The organism is Mesorhizobium sp. B263B2A (genome assembly GCF_020165775.1).
Lineage (GTDB): Bacteria > Pseudomonadota > Alphaproteobacteria > Rhizobiales > Rhizobiaceae > Mesorhizobium > Mesorhizobium opportunistum.
Window position 1 is genome coordinate 32,237 of the sequence record NZ_JAIUIU010000036.1, and the last position, 16,626, is coordinate 48,862.

At 63.5% G+C, this 16,626-nt stretch carries 19 protein-coding genes; 8 read left to right on the forward strand and 11 right to left on the reverse strand.

What is annotated here, in order from left to right; translation table 11 throughout:
* Positions 1-74: 74 nt before the first annotated feature.
* Both LB568_RS30965 and LB568_RS30970 read right to left on the reverse strand, forming a co-directional pair.
* Positions 75-641, reverse strand: coding sequence for a DUF3291 domain-containing protein (locus LB568_RS30965; protein ID WP_224732159.1), 567 nt, complete (start codon positions 639-641; stop codon positions 75-77).
* An 82-nt stretch (positions 642-723) separates the two neighbouring features.
* Positions 724-2,172 carry a glycosyltransferase gene (locus tag LB568_RS30970; RefSeq protein WP_224732160.1) on the reverse strand — a complete coding sequence of 483 codons (1,449 nt, stop codon included), beginning with the start codon at positions 2,170-2,172 and terminating at the stop codon, positions 724-726.
* Between the two features lie 140 nt (positions 2,173-2,312).
* On the opposite strand from LB568_RS30970, the gene LB568_RS30975 reads away from it, so the two are divergent.
* The 4 genes from LB568_RS30975 to LB568_RS30990 all read left to right on the forward strand — a co-directional run bounded on the left by LB568_RS30975 (position 2,313) and on the right by LB568_RS30990 (position 4,751).
* Positions 2,313-3,017, forward strand: a complete 705-nt coding sequence (locus tag LB568_RS30975) for a DUF805 domain-containing protein (RefSeq protein WP_224732161.1) — start codon at positions 2,313-2,315, stop codon at positions 3,015-3,017.
* Positions 3,018-3,087: 70 nt separating this feature from the next.
* Positions 3,088-3,750, forward strand: a complete 663-nt coding sequence (locus LB568_RS30980) for a DUF805 domain-containing protein (protein ID WP_224732162.1) — start codon at positions 3,088-3,090, stop codon at positions 3,748-3,750.
* A 124-nt stretch (positions 3,751-3,874) separates the two neighbouring features.
* Entirely contained in the window at positions 3,875-4,303 is a 429-nt protein-coding gene (locus LB568_RS30985) for a polyketide cyclase (RefSeq protein WP_224732163.1), read from the forward strand.
* Positions 4,296-4,751: a MarR family winged helix-turn-helix transcriptional regulator gene (locus tag LB568_RS30990; RefSeq protein WP_412033938.1), complete on the forward strand. Its 456-nt coding sequence runs from the start codon at positions 4,296-4,298 to the stop codon at positions 4,749-4,751. The genes LB568_RS30985 and LB568_RS30990 overlap by 8 nt, the downstream gene beginning before the upstream one ends.
* Before the next feature lie 16 nt (positions 4,752-4,767).
* On the opposite strand, the gene leuB is transcribed toward LB568_RS30990, so the two are convergent.
* The 5 genes from leuB to leuD all read right to left on the reverse strand — a co-directional run bounded on the left by leuB (position 4,768) and on the right by leuD (position 9,021).
* Positions 4,768-5,871: a 3-isopropylmalate dehydrogenase gene (gene leuB, locus LB568_RS30995; RefSeq protein WP_013892187.1), complete on the reverse strand. Its 1,104-nt coding sequence runs from the start codon at positions 5,869-5,871 to the stop codon at positions 4,768-4,770.
* A 306-nt stretch (positions 5,872-6,177) separates the two neighbouring features.
* Positions 6,178-6,528, reverse strand: coding sequence for a VOC family protein (locus tag LB568_RS31000; protein WP_224732165.1), 351 nt, complete (start codon positions 6,526-6,528; stop codon positions 6,178-6,180).
* Between the two features lie 118 nt (positions 6,529-6,646).
* Positions 6,647-7,030 carry a RidA family protein gene (locus LB568_RS31005; RefSeq protein ID WP_013892185.1) on the reverse strand — a complete coding sequence of 128 codons (384 nt, stop codon included), beginning with the start codon at positions 7,028-7,030 and terminating at the stop codon, positions 6,647-6,649.
* A gap of 308 nt (positions 7,031-7,338) precedes the next feature.
* The gene (locus tag LB568_RS31010; protein ID WP_263497335.1) at positions 7,339-8,220 is read right to left on the reverse strand and encodes a hypothetical protein; all 882 of its coding nucleotides are present in this window, start codon (positions 8,218-8,220) and stop codon (positions 7,339-7,341) included.
* Between the two features lie 195 nt (positions 8,221-8,415).
* A complete protein-coding gene (leuD, locus tag LB568_RS31015; protein WP_127856909.1) occupies positions 8,416-9,021 on the reverse strand; it encodes a 3-isopropylmalate dehydratase small subunit in 606 nt (201 codons plus the stop codon).
* 156 nt (positions 9,022-9,177) lie between these two features.
* Here leuD and LB568_RS31020 point away from each other — a divergent pair, with 156 nt between their 5' ends.
* The 4 genes from LB568_RS31020 to LB568_RS31035 all read left to right on the forward strand — a co-directional run bounded on the left by LB568_RS31020 (position 9,178) and on the right by LB568_RS31035 (position 11,053).
* The gene (locus LB568_RS31020) at positions 9,178-9,603 is read left to right on the forward strand and encodes a GNAT family N-acetyltransferase (protein WP_224732166.1); all 426 of its coding nucleotides are present in this window, start codon (positions 9,178-9,180) and stop codon (positions 9,601-9,603) included.
* A gap of 86 nt (positions 9,604-9,689) precedes the next feature.
* The gene (locus tag LB568_RS31025) at positions 9,690-10,007 is read left to right on the forward strand and encodes an ArsR/SmtB family transcription factor (protein WP_224732167.1); all 318 of its coding nucleotides are present in this window, start codon (positions 9,690-9,692) and stop codon (positions 10,005-10,007) included.
* Entirely contained in the window at positions 10,007-10,453 is a 447-nt protein-coding gene (locus tag LB568_RS31030; RefSeq protein WP_181176807.1) for an SRPBCC family protein, read from the forward strand. The genes LB568_RS31025 and LB568_RS31030 overlap by 1 nt, the downstream gene beginning before the upstream one ends.
* Positions 10,454-10,468: 15 nt before the next feature.
* Positions 10,469-11,053: an SRPBCC family protein gene (locus LB568_RS31035; protein ID WP_224732168.1), complete on the forward strand. Its 585-nt coding sequence runs from the start codon at positions 10,469-10,471 to the stop codon at positions 11,051-11,053.
* A 144-nt stretch (positions 11,054-11,197) separates the two neighbouring features.
* Here the strand turns inward: LB568_RS31035 and LB568_RS31040 are convergent, their stop codons facing one another.
* The 4 genes from LB568_RS31040 to LB568_RS31055 form a co-directional block, all read right to left on the reverse strand.
* Positions 11,198-12,364 carry an NAD(P)/FAD-dependent oxidoreductase gene (locus LB568_RS31040; RefSeq protein WP_224732169.1) on the reverse strand — a complete coding sequence of 389 codons (1,167 nt, stop codon included), beginning with the start codon at positions 12,362-12,364 and terminating at the stop codon, positions 11,198-11,200.
* A 74-nt stretch (positions 12,365-12,438) separates the two neighbouring features.
* On the reverse strand, positions 12,439-14,040 hold the full coding sequence (locus LB568_RS31045; protein ID WP_224732170.1) for an ATP-binding protein: 1,602 nt from the start codon (positions 14,038-14,040) through the stop codon (positions 12,439-12,441).
* Positions 14,031-14,723 carry a response regulator transcription factor gene (locus LB568_RS31050; protein ID WP_224732171.1) on the reverse strand — a complete coding sequence of 231 codons (693 nt, stop codon included), beginning with the start codon at positions 14,721-14,723 and terminating at the stop codon, positions 14,031-14,033. The genes LB568_RS31045 and LB568_RS31050 overlap by 10 nt, the downstream gene beginning before the upstream one ends.
* 3 nt (positions 14,724-14,726) lie before the next feature.
* Positions 14,727-16,271: a DUF4173 domain-containing protein gene (locus tag LB568_RS31055; RefSeq protein ID WP_224732172.1), complete on the reverse strand. Its 1,545-nt coding sequence runs from the start codon at positions 16,269-16,271 to the stop codon at positions 14,727-14,729.
* Positions 16,272-16,626: the final 355 nt, after the last annotated feature.

A 16,626-nucleotide genomic window follows, 5' to 3' on the forward strand; every position in this document is an offset into this window, starting at 1 on the left:
AGGGCAAGCGGCCTGTCCCTTCCGATGGCAAGAAACGGACAGGCCGCTGTCACTCCCATCTCGGCCATTCCGCATTATGAGTTCACGATCTGGATCATTTGCTGGCGTTCTTCATTCAAGCGCATGTTTTGCTTGACCACCTGGCTGTCGACTGTCGTCGAGCGGCCGTCTTCATCGAAACATGTCTTGAAATCGAAGGCAAAAGCGCTGGCCTTGTGGTCGTGAAGAAATTCGTGCCTGACCACGGCTTCCGTCCAGGTGGGCGTATAATCCCGCTCGACCCACCACAGCACATAGGGCGGCCAGGCGGGTTTGAGAAACCATTCTCGTCCGCGCCTCATCGCCTCCCTATGAATTCCGGCATAGGAGAATGCCATCGGCGATGCCAGGTCTTTCCACAGCGACAACGTCGATGGCGACCAACCGTCTCCACGTTCACTATAGAAGCGCGGAAAGACCTGCACGCCCCAGCTTTCGGGGCCGGGCTCTTCATCATAACCCGATCTGGCGATGAACCCTTCGCTCGTCTCGGCAATCAGAAAATTGCGATCGTTGCGGTCATGAAAGCCCTGGTTCACGGGATCACTGGCTGGAGCACGGAATATGCCGAAAGTATACAGGGCAAGTCTTTTGGTCTTCATTTTACCTCCGCCAAACAGCCCTGTTGCACTCGTTTTTCTCCATTGTTCCAGGCCAGTAACGGATCGAACCCGGCCGGTTCGGTCAGGCGTTCGAAGCCCGGGAGACCGACGCATGCAGACCGGCCTTGATGGCGGCCCAGCTTGCCGATGCAGGCGTCGGGCGGTGCTGCTTGGCGATGCGCTCGGCCAGCGACGAACGCCAGGCGTGGTCCTCCGCCATCCTGCGGGTGGCGGCATACCAGCCTTGCACATCTTCGGAATCGATCGCCGGCATCAGCCCGCCGGTCGCTTCGATCAGCGACGGCGCCGTCGACACGATGACCGGAACGCCGAAATCGAGGCATTCCGAGGCGCCGTAGCCCCAGCCCTCTATATGTGAGGGAAAGACGCCGAACGTGGCGCTGCGATAATACTGGATCAGCTGCTCGTCGCTGACCAGCCCGGTGAAGGTGATCGACTGGAGCAGTTCGGGATGCGCCTTGAGAAAGGCGCGCAGCGGCTCGATCATCCAGCCCCAGCGCCCGGCGCAGACAAGCCTTGGCAGCTTGACCCCTTCTTCCAGCGCCTGCTGCCAGATCCGAGCCAGCAGGATGTGGTTCTTGCGCACTTCGATGGTCGAGCAGTAGATCACGAATGGTTCGCTGGTCTCGATCCGCGACGTCGCGCCCATGCGCGATGCCGTCTCGTGCAGGATCGAGGGCATCGGAAAGCGGTACACGACCGGCGCGGCGATGCCGGCCTTGCGCATGTGGTCGGTCAGCGTGACGCCGACCGCGTCGGAGGCGCAGAATGCCGGCGCGCCCAAACGCACGAGCTGTTCGAGATAAGACCCGAAACGGCGCTCGCCGACGCCCGCGCCAAGCAGGTCGGGGCGCAATGTCGGGATAAGATCGTGGCACAGGAAGGCAAGCCTGCCGGCGGCACCAGAGACTGCGGACCGGTCCTCCTGGGTCAGGATGTGATGGCTGATCAGTACAAGGCCCGGCTCCGCCTCGGCGGTCTGACTCGCCGCGTCAGGCCGTGCTCCCATCCAGATCCGCGCCTGCTGGTAGAGACGGCAAATGCGGATCAGCAGCCTCGTTGCCTGGTAGACAATTCCCTTGCGGCCATTGGTCACCGTTTTGGCCAGATGACGGTCCGCTTCGCGCTTGCCCCACGGATGCCGCCTCACCGCTTCGAAAGCCTGCGCCAGTGCCGTGCGTTTTCCCGGCCACCGTTTGCGCCGATGCGATGAAATCTCGCCCGCCGCGACATGATCCTGTTCGAAGGGCGCAAGCGGCCGGAAGCGGCCTTGCCCGGGCCTGAACGCCACCACCTCGACGCCAGGGTCGGGATCGGCCAGCGCCGCGTTGATGAGAAAGCTTTCCACCCGTGGAATGCCGGCCAGCCCCTTGCCGGGTGGCCAGAACATCAGGCCGGTGGCGTCGATCGCCAATACCGGGGGGACCAATACAGAGGGGTCCGGCCTCGCAGGCCTCTCGGCCTCGCCATCTTCGGTCGCGACACTGGCATCGGGGCACTCGGCTGTCATTGTCTGCTTTGGGCGAGGATGGCTGCTTCTGATGTCTTATGCTTCATTTGCCGCTGATATGGTAGCCATGGCGCATGGCTTGCCCATGGGCGCGGCCCCATGCGACACCTTGGCAGGGACATTGGCGACAGGGGTGGCGCATGCGCGGCGAAGTTCTTCACTATGACGAGGATCAGGGCTTCGGCTTCATCACCGGAGCCGACGGCAACCGCTACACCTTCACCCGCGAGAACCTGCGCCGGCAAACCGCGCTAACCATGGGGACGGCGGTCGAGTTCCAGCCGGGCGGCGGCCAGGCGCGCGATGTTTTTTCGATCGCCGCCGCAAGCCCTGTTGCCGACGCCGCTTTGAGCGCCGCACCGGCTCATGCTGCCGCAGCACCCGCAGCCGCCCCATCGCAGGCACGGCATTTCGGCCGTTCCTCCGAGCCGGCCGAACCCAGCGACCTCTGGGGTTATTTCTGGCGGGGCCTGACCCAGAACTATTTCAATTTCGCCGGCCGCGCCCGCCGCAAGGAATATTGGGGCTATTGCCTGTTCTGGACGATCGCGTTGCTGGTGGTCGTCGGCATCGGCGTCTTCGCCGATTTCGAGATGGGCAATTTCGATAACGCCGAAATCCCGGCGGTGACGGTCGGGCTCTTTGGCGTTTTCCTGCTGGCCACGTTCTTGCCCGGTCTCGGTATGATCGTGCGCCGCCTGCACGACCTCGGCCTGACCGGCTGGCTCTGCCTGCTGATCCTCATCCCGACCTTCGGCAGCCTGATCATCCTGGTCTTCGCCCTGATCCCGACGCAGGGACGCGAAAACCAATGGGGACCGGTGCCGGCGGGTGTCAGCACATAGCTTGGCGTGCATATTGCAATCATGAACAACCTTGGGTAGTATGCGCATCGCAGCATGGCGGGAGCAAGGTATGCGTGGCGCGGTCTATCACTACGACCAGGACCAGGATTTCGGTTACATCAAAGGGGTCGACGGTAAGCGCTATATGTTTGCCCGTAATGATCTGAACCACGGTGTGGCCCTCGTGAGAGGCACTCTCGTCGAGTTCCAGCCGGATGACGGGGCGGCCCACAATATAGTCGCCGTTGCCTCAACCACGCCCTCGTCAGGCACCGGTCAACCACCTGAGCCTAGCCGGTTTGCCGAAAAGCGGCCTGCCGGCTCTACAGGACTGTGGGCCTATTTCAGGCAGACGGTGAGCGTGAATTATCTTAATTTCAACGGACGCGCACGCCGCAAGGAATTCTGGGCCTTTTGGCTGTGCTTTATCCTGGTGCAGTTAGCACTTGTTGGCTTCGGGATACTGGTGAATCTGGCCATTAATGGCTTTGGCATCAACGCGGGCCGGAGCTCGATAGGGTTTATACCCGCTCTTATCTTCACATTGGCATTCGGCCTGTCGTGGATCGCGCTTGTCGTCCGGCGTCTTCACGACATCGGCCTGAGTGGCTGGCTTGTCTTGATCTGCTTCATCCCGGTCATCGGCGAAGCGGCTTTTCTGGTCTTCGGACTTATACCGTCTCAGGGGGGCGAAAACCCTTGGGGGCCGGTGCCGGCAGGCGTCAGGGTCTAGAAGACCAGTCCCGATAAAAAAGAAACTTTCCCGCTCGAAGAACAAAGTCGTCGCGCTGAAGATTCTTCTTGCAATTTAATCCGCGCACAGATAGTCTGTGCACAGATTGAATGGAGGCAAGACAATGTGGACCAATGAATACACCGCCATTTCCCCTCTCCCGGCGCAAGCCATCTGGAACGCACTGAAGGCGTTGCACGAGGGCCGTCTCGCCTATGAAGGGTCCGACACCTTCGTGCTGCACGGGCCGTTCGCCAAGGGTACCCGCGTCTCCGTGACGCCGGTGGGGCAGGACACGTTCGAATCGACCATCGTCGATCTCGTCGACAACGTCACCTATGCCGACGAGACGTCGTTTGGTGACACGAAACTGCTGTTCCGGCATACGTTGGTCCCGGTCGCGGGCGGCACGCAAGTCACCCACCGGCTTGAGATTTCCGGCCCCTCGGCCGCCGAGGTTGGACCCGAGCTTGGGCCGCAGATCAGCGGCGATTTCGACACCTCGATGGCTAGGCTTTTCGAGCAGGCAGAGGAGCTGGCAAGCCGTGGCTGATGGGCAGGATTTGAACACACGCTTCAGCGGACCATCGGAGAGCCCCGGCTTGTTGCTCTGGCGAACCACCATGCGCTGGCAGCGCATCATGACGGCGGCGCTGGCACCGCTCGACCTGACACATGTCCAGTTCGTGTTGCTGGCCTCGGCGATGTGGCTCGGCCGCAATGGCGAGCCGCCCAACCAGGTTCAGCTCGCCGCCCAGGCCGGCACCGAGGTGAAGATGACTTCGGATGTCGTCGCCCGGCTCGAGGCAAAGGAATTGATCGTGCGGGAGGCCGACCCCAGGGATTCCCGCGCCAAGGTGATCCGCATCACCCCAGCCGGAGCCGCCGCTGCCCAGCGCGCCATCATCGCTGTCGAGGCCGCCGACGTGGCCTTTTTCGAGCCGGTGGACGAAGCTCAGCTCGTTACTATGCTGCGGCAGCTGGCCGGCGATATTCGTTGAGGCAGGGCCCTGCGGCTTAAGCCAGGAACTTGGCGATGATCGCGTCGCCCATCTCGACGGTCCCGACCTCGGTCATGCCCGGCGAGAAGATATCCTTGGTGCGCAGACCCTGGTCGAGCACGGCGGCGATCGCGCCTTCCAGCCTGTCGGCTTCATCGACCATGCCGAAAGAATAGCGCAGGCACATGGCGAAGGAAGCGATCATGGCGATCGGGTTGGCGATGCCCTTGCCGGCAATGTCCGGAGCCGAGCCATGCACCGGCTCGTAGAGCGCCTTGCGCTTCTTGGTCTTGGCGTCGGGCGCGCCGAGTGAGGCCGACGGCAGCATGCCGATCGAGCCGGTCAGCATGGCGGCGATGTCGGACAGCATGTCGCCGAACAGATTGTCGGTGACGATGACGTCGAACTGCTTGGGCCAGCGCACCAGCTGCATGCCGCCGGCATCGGCCAGCATGTGGTCGAGCTTGACGTCGGAATAGCGCGCCTTATGGGTCTGGGTGACAACCTCGTTCCACAGCACGCCCGACTTCATGACGTTGCGCTTTTCCATCGAGGTGACGTGGTTCTTGCGCGTGCGCGCCAGCTCGAAGGCGACGCCCGAAATGCGTTCGATCTCGAACGTATCGTAGACCTGGGTGTCGATGCCGCGCTTCTGGCCGTTGCCGAGGTCGATGATCTGCTTGGGCTCGCCGAAATAGACGCCGCCGGTCAATTCACGCACGATCAGGATGTCGAGGCCTTCGACCACTTCCTGCTTGAGCGAGGAGGATGCCGCCAGCGCCGGATAGCAGATGGCCGGGCGCAGGTTGGCGAACAGCTCCATGTCCTTGCGCAGCCGCAGCAGGCCGGCTTCGGGGCGCACCTCGTAGGGCACGGCATCCCATTTCGGCCCGCCAACGGCGCCGAACAGCACCGCATCCGCCGCCATGGCCTTTGCCATATCGGCATCCGAAATCGCGGCACCATGCGCATCATAGGCGCAACCGCCGACCAGGCCTTCGTCGGTGGCGAAGTCGCTGCCGAGCTTTTCATTCATGGCAGCGATCAGTTTCTTGACCTCGGCCATGGCCTCGGGGCCGATGCCGTCGCCGGGGAGCAGGAAAAGATGCTTCGTTGCCATGAAAACCGTCCCAGAAAGATTTGAACCGGCGCTTTGCTAAACGCCAAGCGGGCTGGGCGCAAGCAGGAACGCAGCGATCAAGGACAACCTCGTTAGTTTGCGATCCTTCACGCCCCCCTCTGCCCTGCCGGGCATCTCCCCCTCAAGGGGGGAGATTGGATGTCACCTCGGCCTTCGCCAATCTCCTATGCCGAAAGCGAGGCGAGACGGCGAGGCTGCCAATCTCCCCCCTTGAGGGGGAGATGTCCGGCAGGACAAAGGGGGGCGCTGTCCCGCCGCCATCTCGCAAATTGCAGCGCCTGGCCTTCACCGATGCGAGAGAATATTCACCAGCTGGCCGAAGGGATCGCGCACATAGAAGCGGCGCACGCCCCAGGGCTCGTCGGCCGGCCCGTATTCGATGGCAAAGCCTGCCGTCTTCATGCCTTCGAGCGCCGCCTCGACATCGTCGACCTCGATCGAGAGATCCGGCACCGGCGTGCCGGAGCCGCCTTGGGCCATGAAGGAGACCTGCACCTGCATCTCCGCCTCGGAACCGTAGGTGGCGATCCAGCCAAGGTCCATCAGGACGTCGAGGCCGAGCACGTCCTGATAGAAGCACTTCGCAGCCGCGATGTCTTGCGTGGCAATATTGGCGACGATGCGCCGGACCTTCATGGCCTTGGCCTCAACTACCTGGAGCAATTCCAGGAAAAGTGTGAACGGTTTTCCGTCCGGAATTGCGTCAAAACAAAGAGATAGAGCGGTTCGCCGTTTCGTGAAACGGTGAACTGCTCTAGGCCGAGCGCCGCAGCGCCGTCACCTCGATCTCGATCTTCATCTCCGGCTTGTTGAGCTGGCAGACGATCATCGTCGCCGCCGGCCGGATGTCGCCGAACGTCTCGCCCAGGATCGGGAACACCACGTCCACGAAAGCCTGGTCGGTGATGTAGTAATGCGCCCGCACCACATCGGCCATGGCAAAACCGCCGTCCTCCAGCGCCTTGCCGATCGTCGCCAGGCAATTACGCGTCTGCGCCTCGACGCTGTCCGGCATCGTCATGGTGGCATAGTCGTACCCGGTCGTGCCGGACACGAAGCACCAGTCGCCCTGCACCACCGCGCGCGAATAGCCTGCGGTTTTTTCGAACGGCGAGCCGGTGGAGATGAGTTTGCGCATGGTGAGGCCTCGCGGATGTTAGTGGCATTTTGCAGGGAAAGGGCTGGGGTGACCATGGGCCAAAGCAGGTGGATCAGCGGTGCAAACGCTTGTTGACGTCAGCGGGACAGCCACCCCCTCTGGCCTGCCGGCCATCTCCTCCGCAAGGAGGGAGATTGGCAGCTTTGGCGGACCGCCATTCTTTCAATGTTGAAGATTAGCGAAAGTCGTGGTGACGGCCGATCTCCCCCCTTGCGGGGGAGATGCCCGGCAGGGCAGAGGGGGGTGTGAAGGATCGCGGCGAAATGGTTTTGTTCACCGCCACATCCCTAATTCGCTTCGCCCAGCGCCTTGTCCAGCGCCGCCTTCACATCGGCCGGCCAGGTCTTCACGTCAGGCCAAGCGTTCGGCTGGCCATTGTCGCCGCGGCGGGCGAAGTAGAGCTTGTGCTGGGCCGGGTCGACGGCCATGAAGCCGTCATTGCCGCCGCAATCATGCGGCACGCAGCCGCTGGCGTAGAAGGCGCCGGACGCGGTCTTTTCCGTGCCGCCGCCGACCAGCAAGCTGGTCGCCATATCGGGCATGTCCTTGCCGAGCAGCGTCTCGGCTTGCTTGTAGACGGCCTCGTTGTGGAAGGCGTCGATGATGTTCTGGTACTTTTCCGGATCGATGTCTTTCCAGTCCGTGCCAGGTTCGGGCATGTAGGTCAGATTGCCTGAAATCGTCAGCCCGTCCGTCGGCGACCATTGCAAAGCCGGCTTCTGATCGCCCGGCAGCAGATAGGGCACGAAATAGATGGCGTTGTCGGACACCGCCGAGGGCGGCGCGCCGCACTCGTCCTGCTCGACCTTCGTGCTCTGGATGGCGCCGCCTTCCGGCTTCCAGACGATCACCGTCGCCGGCCCGCATTGATTGCCGCCGTCGCCGACATCGAACAGCGCCACCTTGACGCCGCCGACCTCGACTATTCTGTCGAAGAAGACGTCGTAGTTACTGGCCAGCTGCTTGCCGTCATAGGCGAGCACCTTCTCGCCATCTTGCTCCGGCTGCGTGATGGTCAACTGGCCGCCCTCGAACGGCACCGGTGCTTGGCTGTCGTCATCGGCAGCATCGGCGGCGCCCGTCCCCTGGTCGGTGGCCGGCTTTTCGGCCGACGGCGCCGGTTGCGCGGCCGGTGTCTCAGTCTGGGCAAACGCGCTCGCGGCGGGCATCAGCAACAAGGCCAACCCGCAAACGCCGGCGAGAGCAATTCCCCTGGGAATTGCGTCGAAACAAGGAGGTAGAGCGGTTCGGCGTTTCCGGGAAACGGTGAACCGCTCAAGAAGCGAACGTGTCATGACTGTCCTCCCCTCAGTCGCCGCAAACCCGGCCTGGGCGGCCGGGTTATATCTTCAGCAGGGTACCGCTCAGGCCCAGGGGCGCTGTTCGGCGTTCTTCTTCTCGAACGAGGCGATGGCGCCGGCCTTCTCCATGGTCAGGCCGATATCGTCGAGGCCGTTCAAGAGGCAGTGGCGCTTGAAATCGTCGAGGTCGAAGGTGACGACGCCGCCGTCCGGGCCACGGATTTCCTTGGCTTCGAGATCGATCGACAGCGTCGCATTGGAGCCGCGCGAGGCATCGTCCATCAGCTTCTCCAGATCTTCCGGGCTGACGGTGATCGGCAGGATGCCGTTCTTGAAGCAGTTGTTGTAGAAGATGTCGGCGAACGAGGTCGAGATCACGCAACGGATGCCGAAATCGAGCAGCGCCCACGGGGCGTGCTCGCGCGACGAGCCGCAGCCGAAATTGTCGCCGGCGACCAGGATCTGCGCCTTGCGGTACGCCGGCTTGTTGAGCACGAAATCCGGGTTTTCCGAGCCGTCGTCCTTGTAGCGCATTTCGGCGAACAGGCCGGTGCCGAGCCCGGTGCGCTTGATCGTCTTGAGATAATCCTTCGGGATGATCATGTCGGTGTCGACATTGACGATCGGCATCGGCGCGGCGACGCCGGTGAGCTTGGTGAATTTTTCCATGGCTTTGGCCCGTTTTTTCGTTGCGGGGGAATTTGCTGAGGCACGGTTTACACAAAGCCGCGGGCAAATAAAAGGCAATCGTTTATATGTGGAAGCCCACGCCGGCCGCGCAAAAACGGCTTCGAATTCGCCGGCCGATGATGCAGTCTGGCGGTCATGGCTCAAAGCCCCCTCGTCCTTTACGCGTGCGAAGCAGCGCTCGACATCGCCGAATTCCGCCGCGTGCTGGTGGAATCCGGCCTTGGCGAGACACGGCCGATCGATGACACCGCCAGACTGCAAGCCATGCTGTCAGGTGCCAATCTGGTGCTGACCGCGCGTCTCGACGTGGAGGGCAAGCCGCTGGTCGGCGTTGTCAGGGCCGTCACCGATTTCTCCTGGGTCTGTTACATATCGGAGCTCGCCGTCTCCCGGTCGGCACAGGGGCTCGGCATCGGCAAGGGCCTGATGGACGAGGCACGGCGGCAGCTCGGGCCAACCGTCGGCATCAGCCTGATCTCGTTACCCGACGCCGTCGGCTTCTACGAGCGCATCGGCATGAAGCGCATGCCCGATGCTTTCTGGTTCTCCCGCAAGCGCTGACTTCTTCTCCGCTGACCGCATCCAGACGTCAGATGGCGCGCGGTCTTGCGGCTTGACATGCAACCAAATGGTTGCATATTAGAGCCATGAGCATGGATGCCGTTTTTCGCGCCCTGGCCGACCCGACACGCCGGCAATTGCTGGACAGCCTCCATGCCAGGAACGGGCAGACCTTGAATACGCTGTGCGCGGAAATGGCCATGACACGCCAGGCAGTGACCAAGCACCTGGCGATCCTGGAAGAGGCAAACCTCGTCTCCACCATCCGTCGGGGCCGTGAGAAGGAGCACTACCTCAACCCGGTTCCGATCAACGAGATCGCCGAGCGCTGGATCGGCAAATTCGAGAGGGGGCGGCTGGCCGCCCTCAGCGACTTGAAGAAACGCCTCGAAAGGGAAGACTGATGAGCAACAGCTTTGTTTATGTGACCTACATCCGCACCACGCCTGAGAAGCTTTGGCAGGCGCTGACCGACCCGGAGTTCAACCGGCAGTTCTTCCTCTGCTCTTATCAGGAGAGCGAGTGGAAAGTCGGCTCAAGCTGGAAGCTGATATTCCCGGACGGCCGCGTCGCCGACAGCGGCGAGATCCTCGAGATCGACCCGCCCAAGCGCCTGGTCATCAAATGGCGAAACGAATGGATGCCGGAAGTGAAGGCCGACGGCTACACGCGCTGCACCTTCACCATCGAGCAGGACGGCGAGTTGATGAAGCTTGCTGTCACCCATGAGGCGGATGGGCCGCATAGCCTGATCGGCAACGTCGCCAAAGGCTGGCCGCTGGTGTTGGCCAGCCTGAAGAGCCTGCTCGAAACCGGCAAGGGTTTTGAGCGTCCGCCCTCCAAGTTATAAAGGATCGTTCCGGTTATGAACGAATTTCGGACGGAGGCATCCATGACGTATGTTCCCATGGTGCATAGCATAACCAATGGCGAGACGATCATGGCATCGGCCGACATTGGCGCAGCCCCGGAACGCATCTTTCGTGCCCTGGTGACGGATGAGATCGAGCAATGGTGGGGGTCTTCCGGTACTTATCGTATGATCGATTGGTCGGCCGACCTTCGCGTCGGCGGCCGCTGGACGGTAGTCGTCAGGACGGCCGACGGCAGAAGCCGGCCGGCCGGCGGCGAATTCCTCGACATCGAGGCGCCGCGCCGGATCGTGCAGACGCGGGCCTATGCGTGGGACCACCCGACACTTGGCCGGCGAGAGACCAAAGTGGCGTATCTGCTGGAACCGATCGCGATCGGCACCCGCATTACGATCTGCCATGGCGGCTTTGCCGGCTTAAGTGAAGCGGCGGCTGAACATGCCGAGGGCTGGGCACGGGTGCTGAGCTGGCTGCAGGCATATTTGGATGCGGGAAACCGGGTGGCGGCTTGGACGCGCCTCTTTCCTTCTCCCCCTGCGGGAGAAGGTGGATCGGCGCGTCAGCGCCGAGACAGATGAGGGGTCCAGCGGAGTGAGAGGTTGACGGGTTCTGTTCCCAGACCACCAACCTTGATGAGGGTACCGCCAAGCTGGAACACCCCTCATCCGACCTCGCTTCGCGAGGCCACCTTCTCCCGCAAGGGGAGAAGGAAGAAGCGCGCCTCAAATCACATTCAATTCCCGGAACGCCCGACCCTCCGCCACGCGCTCATAGCCAAACGCCGAGCAATCCACCGTCCGGTAATCGCCATGCACGATCAGCTCAGCCAGCGCCTTGCCGACCGCCGGCGCCTGCTGCAGGCCGTGGCCTGAGAACCCATTGGCGAAGATGAAATTGCCGACCTCGGGATGCGGGCCGATCACCGCGTTCTGGTCGAGCGTGTTATAGTCGTAGTGGCCGGCCCAGGCGCGGGTCGACTTGATTGCCTCGAAGGCTGGAATGCGGGCCGCCAGCACGGGCCAGATCACCTCTTCGAACAGCGGCCAGTCGACCTCGAAATCGCCGGGGGCGGCCGGGCCGTCATCCTCTTCCGGTTCGGCGCCGCCGGTGAGGTAGACCGAGCCTTCCGGGCGGACATAGATGCCGGAGGGATCGACCAGCAGCGGCATGTCGGCATACTTCTCGCGCGCCTCGAAAACGAAGACGTTGCGCTTGCGCGGCTCGACCGGCAGTGCCAACCCGGCCATCGCAGCGACCTTGCCGGCATTCGGCCCGGCGGCGTTGACGACGATGCCGGCCTCCAGCGCCTGGTCGTTGTCGAGCCTGACGCCGGTGACGCGGTTGCCGTCGCGCGCGATGCCGGTGACATCGGCGGTGATGAAATCGATCTTCTTGTCGCGCAGCGCCTTGCGGAACAGCGTCAGCATCGCATGCGCGTCGAACCAGCCTTCGCCGGTGCGGCCATAGGCGCCGGCGGAAATGCCTTCGGTCGACAGCCAGGCGAAGCGCCGCGTCAGCTGCTCGGCGTCCTCCAACACGATGTCGGCGCCCTCGGCGATCTGCGCCTCGTGATTGGCCTTCAGGATCGGCAGCCCGGCTTCTCCGGCAAGGATGAGATAACCGCCCTCGCGGAAACCGATATCGGCATCAGTGCCAAACTCTTCCTTCAGCCGCCGAAACAGTTTCAGCGTGAACTGCGACAGCCGGATGTTTTCCGGGATCGAGAATTGCTGGCGGATCGAGGCCATGGACAGCGTCGTTGCCGCCTGCGCGAATTGCGGATCGCGCTCGATCAGCGCGATCGAGCCGGAAAACCCTTCCTCGCGCAGGTAATAGGCGATCGAGGACCCGACGATGGCCCCGCCGATGATGACGATGTCGTAGCGCACGCTTTATGCCTCTCCAAGCCTAGAGCATGATCCCGAAAAGTGGCGCCGGTTTTCGGAAAAGATCATGCTCACTCTCATACTACCGGCAGAATGATCTCGAAGCGCGTGCCGGGCTCGCTGTCAACCAGCCGGATCATACCATCATGCGCTTTCAGGAGGGCCAGCACGATGCCGAGGCCCATGCCGGTGCCGCCGGTAGAGCGCCGCGTGGTGAAGAACGGTTCGAAGATGCGCGCCCGGTTGCTCGGCGAAATGCCGGCGCCGTCATCCCCGACCAGCACCGTCGCCTTGCCGCCGGCGCTTGCGGCGATGATCGAAACCTGCGTCGCGCCGTGCCGGGCCGAATTATCGATGAGATTGCCCAGCACGATCGCCGCGTTCTCCGCCGATATGCGCAAGGCCAGATCGCCGCCGACTTCGACGCGAACCGCCAGCCTGGTGTCGACCGGGAGCAGGGCGAGCGCTGCATCGATCGAGGTGCTTTGGCCGCTGGGCGCGAGATTTTCCGCCCGTGCCAGGTCGAGCAGCTTCCGCACCAGCAGGTTGAGCCGACCGGCATCGGTGACGATGTTGTCGGAAAAGCGCCGGCGCTCGGCATCGTCCATCGCCGAGCCGGAATCGCGCAGCAGCTCGGCCGCGCCCTGGATCGCCGTCAGCGGCGATTTGAGTTCATGCGAGACATGGGTGGCGAACGTCTGGATCGAGTCCGATCGCGCCTGCAGTTTTTCAGCCATGTCGAGGAAGGCGGCGGAAAGCTCGGCCATCTCGTATGTGCCGTGGTGGTCGAGCGGCCGGATCGCGTCGCGGTCGCCGGCGGCGATGCGTTCGGTGCGGTCGATCAGCGCATAGATCGGCCGGCTGACGGTACGCAGGAAGACCAGGCCGATGAGCAGCGTGCCGCCGAGGATGGCGATCGCCGCCAGGGTCACCTTGCCGCGCTCGCCATAGAGATGCTTGACGATGTTGTTGGGCGTCCGCGACACATAGACCACGCCGGCGACCTTGCCATCGACGGCCACTGGCAAAGCGACGAAGACACGCACCTTGGTGCCGCGGCTGACCGAATAGAGCGGCGGCGTCGGCTGGTCGGGAATGCGCAGCCGGAGCGCGCTGGCATAGCGGCCGCCAAGCGCGGCGCGCACCTCTTCGACCGCGCCGAGCGACTGCCCGACCTCGCCGCGACCGGCGATGACGACACCCCGGGGGTCGAGCAGCCGGAAACCGGCCAGCGTGGTTTTCTGCGTGGCGTCGAGAATGCCCGACAGCCGCGTTCCGATCGTGGCGAAAGCGGGATCGGCGATTGCGGGCGTCGCCGCCGGCCGGGTCGGAAGCACATAATCCGAGGCGAGATCGAGGCGCGGCTCGATCGGCAGGTAGGGGCCGTCGGGATTGGTGCTTCGGCTTGAGATCCCATTTGTCCCAAGTGTCGGCGCGCCAAGCTTTTCCGGCGCAATGCCGGCGTCGCGAACGTCCTGCGCGTAGATGGCGGCGATGGCCGCACCTTGCGCGATCAGTTCCGCCTCGGTCTGGCGGATCAGCTGGTTCTCGTAGAGCCGGAAGAAGAACAGGCCGACCAGCGGCAGCGCCATCACCATCACCAGGATGGCGACGACGACGGTGGCAAGCCGTGGCCGCCATTTACGGCCGATCCATTTGCGCGAAGTGGTCAGCCGCATCGGCCGAGCCGGAAGCCGACGCCATGCACCGTCTCGATGGCGTCAAGGCAACCCGCCGCCGCCAGCTTGGCGCGGATGTTGCGGATATGGCTGTCGACGGTGCGATCGGCGACATGGACCTTGCCGGCATAGGCATTGGCCATCACCGCGTCGCGGTCGAGCACATGCGCCGGCCGCGCCAGAAACCCTTTCAGGATCGAGAATTCTATACCCGTCAGAGACAGCGGCTTGCCATCGAAGGCGGCGCCGTGGCTGGCCGGCACCAGAATAAGCTTACCATGCGCGAACTGCCTGTCGTCGGCCGGTTCGGGCGCCGCCGGGCGGGCGCGCCGCAGGATGACGTTGACGCGGGCGACCAGTTCGCGCGGGGAAAACGGCTTCGTCACATAATCGTCGCCACCCATTTCGAGCCCGAGGATGCGGTCGATCTCCTCGTCCCGCGCGGACAGGAACAGCACCGGCACATCGGATGTGTGCCTGAGCCGCCGGCAGACCTCCAGCCCGTCCATCTCCGGCATGCCGATGTCGAGCACGACCAGGTCGGGTGTGTGCCGTTCGATCGCTCGCAGAGCGGCCGCACCGTCGGAAACGGCAGCCGTCTTCATGCCGGCTTTTTCCAACGCAAAGCAGATCACCTCGCGGATATGCGGGTCATCGTCGGCGACGAGGATGTGATGCGGCATGGATCAGCGGTCCCGCGCGGTAGGTTGCGAGGGCTGAGGAAGCACGAGCGACCCCTTGCTGTCGAGATCGCGCAGCAGGCGCCAGTCTCGAAAGCTCCAGGCCCGCCAGTTGTTCTGGACGCTGCGATACCAGCTTTCGTCGCTGTCGCGCACACGCTCCAGCTCGCGGACAGCGCCGGCGGCAGGCGTCTTGTCCTGGTGATCGAAGAACCGGTCGAGCGCCGGAAACGCGCCCGGGCCAAGCGAGCGGAGATACCAGGCGTCGAGGGGAATGCCCTGGCCGGTCATTTCAAGGGAATGGTCGACATTGTAATTGGCGATCGTTGCCGCGAAGTTGATGAAGCAACAGCCATAAAGCGCCAAGGATAACGTCAGAAGATTGGCGGCGAATAGCCATTCGTTGGATTTTTGCAGGGCGATGCGGGCGATGATCAGCGCAAGGCCCGCCGCCACCAGACCCATCCAGACGAAAGCCGCGATGCGCCAGTAGGTCAGCGCATAGATGCCGACATAGAGGTCAAGCCGCAGGATCGACGAGATGACCAGCATGATGTTCTGCGCCACCCAGGCATAGACCAGCCGGCGGATGACCGGATCGGCCGAGGTCGCGCTGCCGGGCCGCAGCGCCGCGAGGACGAAACCGGCGGCGAGCAGCGCGGTTACGATAAGCGGATAGGCGCCGCGATGCGCATAGGCGGCGTAGCTCAAGCCGTCGGGAAGGCCCACCCCGCCCCACAGATAGGTGAAGTCGAGCCCGGTCTGCAGCGCGAACAGCACGTTGAAGACAACAAGCGCGCGCAGGATGGCCGCCTTGCCGAAAACGATGTCCTCGATGACGTGAATTTGCGGATTGGTCGCCGGCTGAGCAGTCGGGACATGGTTTGGCCGGAAGACGCGCTGACGAAATCGCGGCAGGCGTGGCCGCAAAAAGGCCCAGACGCCGGCGAGCACGAAGAGCCAGAAGGCAATGCGCGCCAGCTGGATGAGATCGAGCAGCTTCAGAAGGTCGATCAGCGACAGCCAGTAGCCGATGACCGGATTGGCGGTGCCGAACAGCGCCAGGAAGACGGCGCCCAGTGTCAGCGGCATCACCCAGACGGCGATCGCCGCCAGCCGGACGCGGCGCCGGCCGAACCGGCGCGCTGCCCTGCGCCAGCGGATGAAATCGCCAACGAACCGGAACGGCGCCGCGAGCCAAAACAGGGCGATCTGCCGGGCAATGCGGGCGACGCCGTGCCGCAGGCGTCCGCTCAGCGAAAGCGCGAACACAGCCAGGGCCGCAAGCGCGATCGAGACGGACAAGGCGCTGGCATTTTCGGCGAGCGGCAGCAGCGCGACCAGCAGCGCGGCGGGCTTCAGCCAGACCCTGCTATCGCTGAAGGCCGCGGGATGCACGGCCACGACCGCGGCGGCGATCAGGATGGCGAACAGCAAAACCGTGATGCCGACCGGCTGGCCGTAGAACAGGAAATCCGCCAGCACGACCAGCAGCACGGCAATGCCGAAGCGGCTGCAATAGCCTGGTGCCGCTGTGAAAAACGACGTCATGATCTGACCTTCTTGGCAGCATCTGGCCTGATCGCATCCGGCCGCATTGGCGGCAGGCTCTTGCGGACAAAGGGAATGAGCATGGCGGTGGGATCCGCGCGCGGCGGATCGGCCAGCCACCATCCGTCGCTGCGCAACCGGTAGGGCAGACGGGGGCTTGCTCGCTTTTGCATGCCGCCTGTCTCGCAGGCCGACGGGGAAACCGTGCGGCGGATGCAAGGAGGTTTCCCGCAGTCGCGTGCAGTTTTCGTGCAGAGGCCGCGCCTGAGGGTGCCGCTCCAGCCAGGCTCCTTTCCTCTCCCTCCGGAGGGGGGAGAGGTGGCTCGGCGAAGCCGAGACGGAGTGGGGGAACCAC